The following is a 12,741-nucleotide window of genomic DNA, read 5'->3' on the forward strand; positions in this document are numbered from 1 at the left end:
GGTCTTGTTCTGGAAGATCCGGCAATCGGAGCGGCGCGTCGCGAGCCACAACCAGGGCCGCACGATCAGCTCGTAGCCGTAATACCGCTCGGCGCGCCGGCCGGCGAGCGACGCGCGCGCCACGATGCCGTTCAGGTAGCGCGTCGACAGGTCCTGCTGTTCGATCCGGACCGTCACGGGTTTCCCGAGCATGTCCTTCAGCGACAGGCTGTGACTGTCGGCGAGCGCCTCGATCCGGAATTCGAACAGCCGGCCGAGTTCGTCGCTGCCGTCGAGCGTATGGAACTTGAGGTCGTCGCCGTGCGGGCTGTCGAGTGTGAATACGCGATTCAAGTCGTCTCCTCCTCGTCGAACCGGTAGGCGAATTCACCGTCGGCCGCGCCCAGCTCGATCGACGACAGCGTGCGGCCTTCGAGCGTCGCCTGCAGGATCGCGCGGCCGATGCGCGGCATCACGGTATGCGTGAGGATCGCGTCGACCATCCGGCCGCCGGACTCGATCGTCCGGCAGCGCTCGACGACCAGCGCGGTCGCCGCGTCGGTGCAGCGCAGCCGGATGCCGTGATGCGCGTCGATCCGTTGCTCGATCCGCCGCAACTGCAGGGCGACGATCCGCGCAAGCGTCGCGTCGGTGAGCGGGTAGTACGGCACGACGGTCAGCCGGCCGAGCAGCGCGGCGGGAAACACGTCGAGCAGCGGCGCGCGCAGTGCATCGGCGAGCGTCTGCACGTCGGGCAGGCGCTCGGGATCGCGGCACAGCTGCATCACGCGATCGGCGCCGACGTTCGACGTCAGCAGGATCACCGTATGCCGGAAATCGATGTCGCGCCCTTCGCCGTCCTCCATCCAGCCCTTGTCGAACACCTGGAAGAAAATCTCGTGCACGTCGCGATGCGCCTTCTCGATCTCGTCGAGCAGCACGACGCTGTACGGGCGCCGTCGCACGGCCTCGGTGAGCACGCCACCCTGCCCGTAGCCGACATAGCCGGGCGGCGCGCCCTTCAGCGTCGACACGGTATGCGCCTCCTGGAACTCGCTCATGTTGATGGTGATCGCATTGTGTTCGCCGCCGTACAGCGTGTCGGCCAGCGCGAGCGCGGTTTCGGTCTTGCCGACGCCGGACGGCCCGCACAGCAGGAACACGCCATGCGGTTTCTTCGGGTCGTCCAGCCTGGCGCGCGCGGTCTGGATGCGCTCGGCGATCAGTTCGACCGCGTGCTTCTGGCCGACGACGCGTTCGCCGAGCGTATCGGCGAGCTTCAGCACGGCCTGCGTTTCGTCGCGCACCATCCGGCCGAGCGGAATGCCGGTCCAGTCGGCGACGACGGCGGCCACGGCGTGCGTGTCGACGGCGGGCAGCACGAGCGGCGCATCGCCCTGCAGCTCGGCCAGCGCCTGCTGGGCGGCCGACAGACGGGTTTGAGCGGCGACGCGCGCGGCGGCGTCGAGCACGTGCGACGGGTCGTCGTCGAGCAGTAGCGCGCGGGCATCGACGATCGCCGTCAATGCGTCGCGTTCGGTCTGCCAGCGCGTGTCGAGCCGGTCGAGTTCGGTCCGGGCGGTGACAATGTCGTGATCGATCGCATCGCGCCGCGCAGTATCGCCGGTGCCGAGCGCGCATTCGCGCCCGATCCGCTCCTGTTCGACGCGCAGGCTGTCGATGCGGCGGCGCGCATCCTCGATCGGCGCGGGCACCGCGTGCTGACTGACGGCGACGCGCGCGCAGGCCGTGTCGAGCAGGCTGATCGCCTTGTCCGGCAACTGGCGCGCGGGAATGTAACGGTGCGACAGCGTGACGGCGGCCTGCAGCGCGTCGTCGAGCACGAGCACGCGGTGGTGCGCCTCGAGCTTGCCGGCCAGGCCGCGCAGCATCGTCAGCGCGGCCGCTTCTTCCGGTTCGTGCACGTGCACGAGCTGGAAACGCCGCGTCAGCGCCGGGTCCTTCTCGATGTACTGCTTGTACTCGGACCACGTGGTCGCGCCGATGGTGCGCAGCAGGCCGCGGGCGAGCGCGGGCTTCAGCAGGTTCGCGGCGTCGCCGGTGCCGGCCGCCCCGCCCGCGCCGACGAGCGTGTGGACTTCATCGATGAACAGGATCGCCGGCCGCTCGGACGACATCGCCTCGTCGATCACGCCACGCAGCCGGCTCTCGAACTCGCCCTTCACGCTCGCGCCGGCCTGCAGCAGCCCGATGTCGAGCAGGTACAGCGCGACGTCGCGCAGCGACGGCGGCACGTCGCCGGCGGCGATCCGCAGCGCGAAACCTTCCGCAACGGCCGTCTTGCCGACGCCGGCCTCGCCGACCAGCAGCGGGTTGTTCTGCCGGCGCCGCAGCAGGATGTCGACGATATGGCGAATCTCGGCGTCGCGCCCGACGACCGGGTCGATCTCGCCGGCCCGCGCGCGGGCGGTCAGGTCGACGGCGAAGCGCGCGAGTGCCGGGCCATCCGCGGCGCCGGCCGCGCCGCGCAACGCCGTGCCGCCGCCCGGCGCCGCTTGCCCGGCCGGCGGCGCCTCGGGCGAGCCTTCGACGATCGATTCGAGCGCGTCGGCGAGCACGTCCGGCACGATGCGTTCGAATTCCCGCGTGATCGCCACCAGCACGTTGCGCAACTGCGGCGTCTTCAGGATCGCGAGCAGCAGCACCGCGCCGCGAATGCGCGTCGCGTCGTACTTCAGCGTCGCGTACACCCACGCGCGTTCGACGGCGTCGTCGATATGCACGGACAGATCCGACACCGAGCCCGCGCCGCGCGGCAGCTTGTCGAGTGCGGCGACGAGCCCGCGGTCGATCGCGGCATCGTCGATCCCGAAGTGGCGCAGCACGCGCTGCAGGTCGCCGTCGGGCCGTTGCAGCATCTGCTTGAACCAGTGCGCGAGCTCGACGTACGGATTGCCGCGCAGCCGGCAGAAGCCGGTCGCCTGCTCGAGCGTCTCGTAGAGGAACGGATTCAGTTTTCCGAACAGGTTGGCGCGGCCGATATCGGACATGACGGTTCCCGTTTAGGCGGTTTCGCGATGAAGGGGGGCGCCGCCGCGCCGCACGTCGTAGCGGACGACGAGGTCACGCGCGGGGCCCGGTTCGAGCCGCTGCCCGAGCCAAGCGGTGCGGCCGATGCCCTGGGGCGCACCGAGCGCGATCGCAGGCACCGCGTCGGCCGCCAGTTCGAGCTGCACGTCCCAGTCGAACTCGATGCCGACGTATTCGCGCACCCATGACGCGAGCTGCCGGGCATGCGGGCCGCCCGGCAGGAAGCGACGGTACGCGTCGAGCGACAGCGGGCCGAGCACGATCCGGAAGCGCGACTGCGCATCGCGCACGGCGATACCGAGCGCGACGGCGCCGACCCGCAGCGTCGGCCGCGTCGCGCGGATCGTGCAGCGCTGCGACCGCTCGATCGCAACCCACTGCGGCACGTGTTCGACGATGCGGGCCTCGACACCGAAATGCCGGCGCAGGATCTGCACGAGCCCTTCCGGGTTGCGCGTGTGCCGCACCAGATGGCCCGCATGGAAATAGCGTGCATGCGGCGCAAGCGTGTCGGTATCGGCGTTGGCTTGCGCGGCCGGTTTGTCGCCCTGTGCCGCCCGGCCGATCAGGCTCGCGACATAACCGTCGAAGCGTGCGCGTTCCGGGCGATCGAGGCTCACCGTCGGCTGCGCGTCGGCCCACGCGCGGTAGAACAGCAGGATCAGCCGGTGATGAAACAGGTCGGCGAACGCGGCAAACGTCGGGTCGTCGTGCTGCGCGGCGCGTTCGTGCGCGTATTCGGTCAGGTGCGTCGGCAGCGGCCCGTTCGGGCCGAACAGCCCGAATCCGTGAATCGCAATGCGCGGCGGCACGGTGCCGTCGTCGGACACGCCGGCGAGCATCGACGCCGCGAACGCGAGCGACGGTCGCTGCCCGAGCCGCACCGGCTCGTCGCGCGGCCGCGTGGCATGGCCGAGCGGCGCGCGGCCGGGCGACAGCGCATCGAGCCAGCGCAGCGCCTGGAACAGGTCGTAACCGTGCGGCGCGGCACGCAGGCGCGCCCACCACGCGTCGCGGCGTGCGGCTTCGGTGGCCGTTCCGGCACGCGGAGACATGTCGCGCTTCATATCGCGGGCCGCCTGCCGACACGCGCCGGCCAGTGCGCGAGCGTGCCGCGTTGCGCGCTGGTCAGCACGCATTCGGCGAACGCGTTGATCGACACGTGGCGCGCGAAGAACTGTTCGAGCACCGCGCCGAGCAGGAACGGGCTCTCGCCGGAGAACGCATGGTCGTCGACGGTCACGTCGACCCGCACGCCACGCCCGAACATCAGGGGGCCCGACGCCGGCAGCCGGCGGAACACCGGCGAGAACGCCACGCGCAGTACACCGTCGATCTGCCGGCGCATCGCGGCATCGGCCGGGTCGGCATGCAGGCCGAGCAGTTCGCGCAGCGCATGCGCGCCCTCGTCGTCGTCGAGATCGGTCAGCGTGTGACGCGCGAGCCCCAGATGGCGGATCAGCCGCCACGCGGTTTGCGCATCGGCGATCGGCGGGCGCGGCCGCGACGGGCCGCGGATCGCGACGATGCTGTCGACCGGGGCCGACACGCGCAGCGTGAACGTGTTCGCGTCGCCGGGCGGCTGCAGCAGCACGAGGTCGCGGTTGGTGCACAGCGTGTCGGCCGCCAGGTAGCGCATCGTCTCGTCGTATGGCGCGCACTGGCTGTCGACGAGCGACACGTAGGTCTCGCTGCCGACGTAGCCGGTGCGCGTGCCGTTCGCGCGCGCCTGGGCGGAGACGAGCCGCGGTTCGCGCCGCACCGTGTAGTACGCACCGTGGTTGCCGTCGTCGCTGGCGAACGACGCGTGAAACGGCCGGAATTCGCGCGACTGGCCGTCGTCGCGCTGCTCGCTCGCGAGGCGCTGCACCGCATAGACCTCGTAGTCGAGCGGCCGGCTGCGATCGACGACGACATGGTGTTCGCGCGCTCCCGGCTGCAACTGGATGCGATCGGCGCGGCGCGCGAACAGGTTCACGGCCGGCGTGCAGTTCAGCGCGAGGTGGCGCGCGCTGACGGCCGCTTCGAGGGCGGCGTCGTGGCGGTCGAACAGCACGGTCAGTTCGAACTCGTCGCCGGTCGCGCGTGCGAGCGCGGCACGCAGCCCGCCGATGCTGAAGAACAGGAAACGCGCCGGAAACGCAAAATACTCGCGCAGCAGCCGGTAGCCGTGGAAGCTGCGGCCGTCGTCGGGCAGGATCGCCTGCGCGGGATCGAAACCCTCGTGGACGATCGCGTCGGCATCGAGCGTATGCAGCCAGCGCGGCGGCTGCGCCGGGTCGTGGCACACGACGCCGAGCGCATGGGCGGCGATCAGTTCGAGCAGGTGCAGCGCGTCGCGCTCGGGGCCCGCGAGATGGAACGTCAACCGGTCGAGCGGCAGTTGCGACAGCCTGGCGCCGCCGCGCGCCTTCAGCCGGATGCGCAGCGCACCGCGCACGTCCTGCCGTGCGGCGACGACGCCGCGCGGCAGCCACGACGGCGCGCCGGTGACGCTCGCATCGGTCAGTTCGAGCGGCCACAGCGTCAGGTCGTGCGCGGTACGGAATTCGCACGCGGTCTGCTCGGACGCGGCCGGCCGTCCACGCAGCGCCGTGCCGGCCGGCAGCCGCCAGCCTTGCGCGAGGCTGCCTTCGTTCAGCATCGGCGCGAACCGCACGATCGCCATCGACGGGAGCGGCGCGACATAACCGGGATACACGGCATCGAGCAGCGCCTGCGTGAAGCGCGGAAACTCGGCGTCCATCTTCAGCTGCACGCGCGCGGTGAGGAAGCTGAAGCCTTCGAGCAGCCGCTCGACGTACGGGTCGGGCGGCCCCGATTCATTGAGCCGCAGCCGCGCGGCCACCTTCGGGAACTGCTGCGCGAATTCGCCGCCGAGCTCGCGCAGGTACGCGAGTTCACGGTTGTAGTAGTCGAGCAGGCGCGTATCCATCGCGTCAGGTTCCCGCCACGGATTGCAGCGACATCGCGCCCGTCTCGAGATCGAGGTCGGAGCGCAGCACGAATTCGAGCGGATGCGGGATCGACCACAGCGTGCCGCGAATCTCGAACAGCAGCACGTTGTGACGCCGTTCGCCGGCGCGGCCGCCCGGCGCATCGGTCACGCTGCGAACGTCGATGCTGTCGGGCGCGATGCGCGGCTCGAAACGGACGATCGCGTCGCGGATCGACGCCTCGACCGACATCCGCTCGACGCCCGACATCGGCTTGCCGACGAGCGGCCGCATCCCGTAGTTGAGCACCGACGCCTGCGCATGCGCGAACGCCGGCCAGTCGACGAAACCGTCCTCGGCGTTGCGCGTGTTGAGCAGCCATGCGAGATCGCGCAGCACGGCCGCACGCAGGCGTTCTGTGCCGATCCACTGCGCGCCGGGCGCTTCGCTCGCGCGCTGCGGCGTGTCGTCGGTGAGCCGGTCGAGCAGCGCGGGCTGTAGCCGGTCGCGCAGGTTGCCCTCCCGGCCGTCGCGGGTTCGCGGGTCGTCCATGGTCGTCTCCGCGCCGTCACATCTCGGTGTTTTCCTTGATGTTCCAGCCGACGGTCACCTCCGCGCCCTTGCCGCCGTTGTCGTTCTGCTGCCAGTACTGCTTCTTCACCTTCGCGGCCTGGAAGCCGTAGTGCATCATCAGCCGGTCGGCGACGTCGCCCGGATCGATCCCCGCGACCTGCGCGGACGTGACGAGCACCTCCTGCAGCGTCACGCGCATGAACTCGACCTGCGTGCCACCGGTCTTGCACGCGGAGATCTCGACCGACGACAAATGCTTGCCGTTCGCGCAGTTCTTGATGATCGCGGGTGCCCCCTTGTCCATGTACGCGGCGACGACCAGGTCGTTGAAGCTCGCCTTGCCCGCGTTGCCGCCGCTGCCGCTCGCCATCGCGCCCGGCTGGCTCGCGCCCCACGTGAACGACTGGATGTCGGTCCAGCCCTTGTGCTGCGCGTCCGCCGATTCGCCGGTCACGCCGTCCACCTTCATAAACATTGCCACGCCCATAACCGTCTCCGTTTCAGTGCGATGTCAGGATGAATGCCACGTTGAAGTCCAATCGTTGCGTGTGCCGCCGCTCATTCGTTGGCCGCCTTCGCGGTCGGCAGCCGCGAGATGAGCCGCAGCGACACGGTGAGCCCTTCGAGCTGGTAATGCGGCCGCAGGAAGAATTTCGACGTGTAGTAGCCGGGGTTGTCCTCGACTTCGTCGACCACCACCTGCGCGGCCGCGAGCGGCTTGCGCGCCTTGGTTTCCTGCGACGAATTGATGGGGTCGCCGTCGACGTAGTTCATGATCCAGTCGTTCAGCCAGCGCTCCATGTCGTCGCGTTCGCGGAACGAGCCGATCTTGTCGCGCACGATGCACTTCAGGTAATGCGCGAAGCGGCAGCACGCGAACAGGTACGGCAGGCGGCCGGACAGGCGCGCGTTCGCGGTCGCGTCGGGATCGTGATACTCGGCCGGCTGGTACAGCGACTGCGCGCCGATGAACGCCGCGAAATCCGAGTTCTTCCGGTGCACGAACGGCATGAAGCCGTTCTTCGCGAGTTCGGCCTCGCGGCGGTCGCTGATCGCGATCTCGGTCGGGCATTTCTGGTCGACGCCGCCGTCGTCGGTCGGGAACGTGTGGCTCGGCAGTCCTTCGACCGCCCCGCCCGATTCGACGCCGCGGATCGACGAACACCAGCCGTACTGCTTGAACGAGCGGTTGATGTTCGCGGCCATCGCGTACGCCGAGTTCGCCCACGTGTAGCGGTCGTGGTTCGCGGCGTCGGTGTCTTCCTCGAAGTCGAATTCGTCGACCGGGTTGGTGCGCGCGCCGTACGGCAGCCGCGCGAGAAAACGCGGCATCGCGAGCCCGATGTAGCGCGAATCCTCCGACTGCCGCAGGCTGCGCCACGCCGCATATTCGGTGTTCTGGAAGATCTTCGTCAGGTCGCGCGGGTTCGACAGCTCCTGCCACGAATCCATCTGCATCAGCTCCGGCGACGCGCCGGCGATGAACGGCGCGTGCGCGGCCGCCGCGATCTTCGACAGCTCGCCGAGCATCTCGACGTCGGGCGGGCTGTGGTTGAAATGGAAATCGCCGACCAGGCAGCCGAACGGCTCGCCGCCGAACTGACCGTATTCCTCCTCGTAGATCTTGCGGAACAGCGGGCTCTGGTCCCACGCGACGCCCTTGTAGCGTTTCAGCATCCGCGCGACTTCGTTGCGCGACGCCGGCAGCGCCTTGATCTTCAGCAGCTCGTCGGTCTCGGTGTGCGTGACGAGGTAATGCAGCCCGCGCCACGCGCCTTCGAGCGTCTGGAACTCGTTGTGATGCAGGATCTGGTTGATCTGCTCGGAAAGCTTGCGGTCGATCTCCGCGATGATCTGCTTCACGCTGCCGTATGCGTCGGTCGTCATGCCGACCGTATGTTCGAGCGCCTGCTGCGCAAGCGTGCGCACCGCGCGCTCGACCGATTCGCGCGCCTCGGCCGTCTTCGGCTTGAACTCCTTCTGCAGCAGCGCCGCGAATTCGTCGTGCGCGACGGCGGGTTGCGCGGCGTCGCGCGCATCGGCGCGGGACTGGACGGGATCATTCATCGCGGGCCTCCGGTTGGGTCGCGTCGCCGCTCTGTGCGCTCGCGTGCGGTTCGCGCACGAGCGTCTTCAGCAGGTCGGGGTCGTTGATCGCGCGTTCGATCAGTTGCTCGGCACCGTGCTTGCCGTCCATGTACGACAGCAGGTTCGACAGCTCGGTGCGTGCCTCCAGCAGCCGGCGCAGCGCGTCGACGTTGCGTGCGATCGCGGCCGGCGAGAAATCGTCGATCTGCTCGAACGTCATGTCGACGTTGAGCATCCCTTCGCCCGTCAGTGTGTTCGGCACCTGGAACGCGACGCGCGGCGCGATCGATTTCATCCGCTCGTCGAAGTTGTCGACGTCGATCTCGAGAAACTTGCGCTCCGGCAGGTCCGGCAGCGGCTCGGCACGCTTGCCCGCCAGGTCCGAAATCACGCCCATCACGAACGGCAACTGCACCTTGCGTTCGGCGCCGTAGGTCTCGACGTCGTACTCGATCTGCACGCGCGGCGCCCGATTGCGCGCGATGAACTTCTGTCCGCTGCCCGCCGCCTTGGTTCTGTCCGTCATCGTCCACTCCTTCACATCGATCAGGTTGCGCAGTCCGTCGTTGCCGCCCGCATGGCGGTTTCTTTCGTTCGGTTCATCCGTTTGATTCGCTTCGCTCGCCGCTCAGCAGGTCCAGCTTCGCAAGGCTCTCCGGCGCGAGGTCGCGGATGATTTCGTAGAAGTCGAGCGCGAGCAGCCGCTGCGCGCGCCGCAGCAGCAGCGGCGCCGGGTGGCTCGGTTCGTGCTGCTCGAAATAGCGGCACATCTTGTCGAGACCGATGCGCACGTCGTCGCGGCTCGTGATGGCGGCTTCGCGCCACGCGTGGGCGTTCGGCATCGGCGTCGACGCAGCGGGTGCCAGTGCAGCCTGCGATGCGTCGCCGGGAACGGCCTGCTGCGTGTCGGGCGACACCGGTTGCGGCTCGGGTAGCGGCACCTCGCGTACGATCCGCCGCAGCGCCCTCTCCGCGTCGCCTTCGTCGGGTGCCCATTCGCGGCCCAGCTTGTCGGTCACGCACACGCGGATCGCATCCAGCGCGTGCAGTGCCGCGCGCGCCGCGTCGAGCGGCGTCGTGCCGTCGCCCGACGCGGCCGACAGCGCGGCCAGCAGGCTTTCGCGGCTGCCGGTCGCGGGGCTGCCGACGTCGTCGCGGCCATCGAGCAGCCGTTCGGCGTCGCGCACGCTCGGCCCGCCTTCGAACAGCGGCTGGCGGCGCGCCGCGCGCGCGCAGTCGTGTGCGCCGGCCACGTCGGCGAGCGCGTTCATCCGCGGTGTCGGGTCCGGTTCGCCGTCTGCGTCGAGCCGCGGATGCAGGGTGTCCCAGCGGCGCTCGAGCAGGTTCGCGACGAGCGCGAGCGCGTCCGCATAACCGGGGATGCCGTGCTGCTCGGTCCAGCTTCGCGCGAGACAGGCGATCACGCGCAGGTCCTTCGTGCGCGCGGACAGCGCCAGCGCGAGCCGCTCGACCGCGCGCCAGTCGGGCGCTTCGGCCGGGATCACGGTGTCGCCGTATTGCTGCTCGGCGCGCGGCGTCGCACGCTCCTGCAACTGCAGGAACTCGGCGTCGTATTCGAGGTTCGCGCCGCACGGCGCATCGGGCGCGACATCCGCGAGCAACGGGCCGATCAGGCCCGCGCGCGGCGTCGCAGGGATGCCGGGCGGCACCGCGGAAAAAGCGGCGGCGGCCAGCGCCGCCTGGCTGACGTCATTCGAATGCATAGTCGATGTTGACCGGTTTGCTGCCGAAATCGATCGCCACGGTGCGGTGCAACGGCGGCAGCGAGCCGTTGCGGATTTCGATCACATAGACGCCCGGCGTCAGCGCTACCGAACGCAGCGGCGGGCTCGCGCCGCGCCGCGCGCCGTTCACGTAGACGTCGCCCCATGGCCGCACGTTGAAACGCACCTGCACCGTTTCCTGCGCCTTCGGCGCACGCGGCTGTTGCTCGGCGGGCAGCGCATTCACGGCGGCCACGGCTGTCTGGCTGTCCGGCGGTTTCGGTGCCGGGGATGGTGACGTCATCGGCGGTACGGCGGCTTCCGACGGCGGTACGTTGACGACGCGCTCCGACGCGTCGAGGCTGCCGGCGGGCGCGATGGCGGGACTGGCGCCAGCCGGCGGCGGGGCCGCGTTCGTCACGGTGGTCGCCACCTGCGGCGCGGGCGCGGCGGCCTCGACGGCCGGCGTGCTGGCAGGCTCGGCGGCGACGCGTGGCGGCGGAACCTGGGCAGACGATCCGGCCGGCAGGCTGGACGGCGGCACGACGAGCGGAGTCGGCCCCTGCTGGGCCAGTGCGGCTGCCGGCGTGCTCGCGGGCGGTGACGTGCCGGCCTGCGGCTGGCTCGCGACGGGCGCGGGCTCGTCGGCCACGCGGGCGGGACGCGACAGATAGGTCGCGGCAAGGCCGACGGCGATCAGCGCAACGACCGTGCCCCCGGCGTAGACAGGCAGCCGGCGCTTGCGCGATCCGGCGGGGGGCTGGCCGCGCTGGGCACCGGTCGACACGGAAGCGCCGCCTGACGACGCTGACGACGATGCGGCGGGATACGGTGCGGTTGTACTGGTGGCAGCGGCACCGGCACCGACGCCAGCACCAGCACCTTCAGCCGCGAACGTGACCGCTTCCCCGGAACCAGCCGCACCACGCGCGCCGATCTCCGTACCGATACTTGCGGATCGCGCGCCGGCTTCGTCGTGCGTGTCGGTTCGAGCAGCGGCCGGTTCTTTCGCGCGTTCGACGTTTCCATTCGGCGCATCGGATTCAACCGGTTTCGCGGCCGGCCGGGACGCATGCGATGCGGAAGCTGCGAGCGCTCCCGCAGCCACCGTGGCGGCTGCGCCTTGCGTGGCCGCTTTCAACGTCGAAGACCCATCATCGGTTTCCGGCTTGCCGTCCGACACACCGGGCGATGCGGATGCCGTGTCCGTGGGCGTCGATACAGGACCCGCACCCGCCTGCGTCGGCGGCCGCGCGTCCGGCGCAGCGCTACCCGAAGCGGTCCCACCCGCACCGATCGAAGTCGCTGCCGCAGCCGACTGGGTACCGGCCTCGACAGAAGCCGCCCCCTTGTCTCCCTCGCCCCTGCCCGCATCGCCCACGGGCGGCACGGCGGGCGCGCCATACCCGCTGCCCGTCCGGTCGAAGTCCCGCAACCCGAGTTCCGCCGCGAATGCCGCGACCGATTCCGGCCGGTCCGGAATCCGCAACTGCAGCGCATGATCGACGGCCGCGAGAAAAGCCGGGCTGTACACCTCGCCGGCCGGCAGTTCACGCGACGCGAGCGGCCGGTATGTGTCCTTGATGCTGCGCACGACGGCCGCGGGCGGCAACTCGCCGGTGATCATCGCGTGCATCACCGCGCCGAGCGCATAGAGATCCGTCCACGGCCCCTGGCTGAACGCGGGATCGTCGGTGTATTGCTCGATCGGCGCGTAGCCGGGCTTGATCATCATCGCGCCGTCGTCGACCAGATCGCCGATCCGTTTGCGCGCCGCGCCGAAGTCGAGCAGGATCGCGCTGCCGTTCGGGCGGATCAGCACGTTGTCGAGCGCGACGTCGCGATGGAAGCACTGCGCGCGATGCAGCGTGTCGAGCGCGCCGAGCAGCGCGCCGACGATGTTGCGCAGCTGCGTCTCGCTGATCCGCATCCCGCCGTCGAGCAGTTGCTTGAGCGTGCGCCCCTCATAGAACGGCATCACCATGTACGCGGTGCCGTGGCTTTCCCAGAAGTGCAGGACCTTGACGAGCCCCGGATGGTCGAATTGCGCGAGCAGGCGCGCTTCGTTGAGGAACGCGCCGCGTCCTGCGTCGAATGCCTGCGCGAACCGCTCGGAGCGCAGCGATACCGTATAGTCGCCGCCGCGCGTGGCCAGCATCGACGGCATGTACTCCTTGATCGCGACCGCACGCCGCAACGTGCGGTCGAACGCGCGATAGACGATCCCGAAGCCGCCGATGCCGAGCACCTCGTCGAGCTGCAATTCGCCGAGGCGATGGCCGAGCGGCAGCGGCCGCACCGTGAATCCGGATGCGTCGCCGCGTGTCGCCGTGTCGTGCTCGTTGTCCCTCGATCCAGCGTCCTTCATCTCCACCACCTCTCGAAACCGC

At 69.9% G+C, this 12,741-nt stretch carries 10 protein-coding genes; all 10 read right to left on the bottom strand.

All coding sequences use genetic code 11. From position 1 onward, the window contains the following. On the bottom strand, positions 1-333 hold a 333-nt coding region (locus VK92_RS37720), incomplete at its 3' end, for a contractile injection system protein, VgrG/Pvc8 family (RefSeq protein WP_048028889.1). After that, positions 330-2,990, bottom strand: coding sequence for a type VI secretion system ATPase TssH (tssH, locus tag VK92_RS37725; protein ID WP_048024659.1), 2,661 nt, complete (start codon positions 2,988-2,990; stop codon positions 330-332). The genes tssH and VK92_RS37720, both read right to left, overlap by 4 nt. Positions 2,991-3,002: 12 nt before the next feature. Continuing rightward, positions 3,003-4,097, bottom strand: coding sequence for a type VI secretion system baseplate subunit TssG (gene tssG / locus VK92_RS37730; protein WP_048024717.1), 1,095 nt, complete (start codon positions 4,095-4,097; stop codon positions 3,003-3,005). After that, on the bottom strand, positions 4,094-5,965 hold the full coding sequence (gene tssF, locus VK92_RS37735) for a type VI secretion system baseplate subunit TssF (protein ID WP_048024660.1): 1,872 nt from the start codon (positions 5,963-5,965) through the stop codon (positions 4,094-4,096). Before tssF ends, tssG begins: the two co-directional genes overlap by 4 nt. Positions 5,966-5,969: 4 nt before the next feature. Further along, entirely contained in the window at positions 5,970-6,518 is a 549-nt protein-coding gene (gene tssE, locus VK92_RS37740) for a type VI secretion system baseplate subunit TssE (RefSeq protein WP_048024663.1), read from the bottom strand. 16 nt (positions 6,519-6,534) lie between these two features. Next, on the bottom strand, positions 6,535-7,026 hold the full coding sequence (locus VK92_RS37745; RefSeq protein ID WP_027791618.1) for an Hcp family type VI secretion system effector: 492 nt from the start codon (positions 7,024-7,026) through the stop codon (positions 6,535-6,537). Between the two features lie 71 nt (positions 7,027-7,097). Then, entirely contained in the window at positions 7,098-8,606 is a 1,509-nt protein-coding gene (gene tssC / locus VK92_RS37750) for a type VI secretion system contractile sheath large subunit (RefSeq protein ID WP_048024664.1), read from the bottom strand. Next, complete coding sequence (tssB, locus tag VK92_RS37755; protein ID WP_048024666.1) at positions 8,599-9,153, bottom strand: type VI secretion system contractile sheath small subunit; 555 nt, start codon at positions 9,151-9,153, stop codon at positions 8,599-8,601. Before tssB ends, tssC begins: the two co-directional genes overlap by 8 nt. Before the next feature lie 73 nt (positions 9,154-9,226). Further along, positions 9,227-10,351: a type VI secretion system protein TssA gene (gene tssA, locus VK92_RS37760; protein WP_082160881.1), complete on the bottom strand. Its 1,125-nt coding sequence runs from the start codon at positions 10,349-10,351 to the stop codon at positions 9,227-9,229. Continuing rightward, a complete protein-coding gene (locus tag VK92_RS37765; RefSeq protein ID WP_048024668.1) occupies positions 10,338-12,719 on the bottom strand; it encodes a serine/threonine-protein kinase in 2,382 nt (793 codons plus the stop codon). Before VK92_RS37765 ends, tssA begins: the two co-directional genes overlap by 14 nt. Positions 12,720-12,741 lie beyond the last annotated feature (22 nt).

The organism is Burkholderia sp. LK4, from assembly GCF_001043615.1.
GTDB classification, from domain to species: domain Bacteria; phylum Pseudomonadota; class Gammaproteobacteria; order Burkholderiales; family Burkholderiaceae; genus Burkholderia; species Burkholderia cepacia.

Bases quoted from the DNA above. Each gene is read 5' to 3' on its own strand.
- tssH (WP_048024659.1), bottom strand. From the start codon at position 2,990: ATGTCCGATATCGGCCGCGCCAACCTGTTCGGAAAACTGAATCCGTTC.
- tssG (WP_048024717.1), bottom strand. From the start codon at position 4,097: ATGAAGCGCGACATGTCTCCGCGTGCCGGAACGGCCACCGAAGCCGCA.
- tssF (WP_048024660.1), bottom strand. From the start codon at position 5,965: ATGGATACGCGCCTGCTCGACTACTACAACCGTGAACTCGCGTACCTG.
- tssE (WP_048024663.1), bottom strand. From the start codon at position 6,518: ATGGACGACCCGCGAACCCGCGACGGCCGGGAGGGCAACCTGCGCGAC.
- VK92_RS37745 (WP_027791618.1), bottom strand. From the start codon at position 7,026: ATGGGCGTGGCAATGTTTATGAAGGTGGACGGCGTGACCGGCGAATCG.
- tssC (WP_048024664.1), bottom strand. From the start codon at position 8,606: ATGAATGATCCCGTCCAGTCCCGCGCCGATGCGCGCGACGCCGCGCAA.
- tssB (WP_048024666.1), bottom strand. From the start codon at position 9,153: ATGACGGACAGAACCAAGGCGGCGGGCAGCGGACAGAAGTTCATCGCG.
- tssA (WP_082160881.1), bottom strand. From the start codon at position 10,351: ATGCATTCGAATGACGTCAGCCAGGCGGCGCTGGCCGCCGCCGCTTTT.
- VK92_RS37765 (WP_048024668.1), bottom strand. From the start codon at position 12,719: ATGAAGGACGCTGGATCGAGGGACAACGAGCACGACACGGCGACACGC.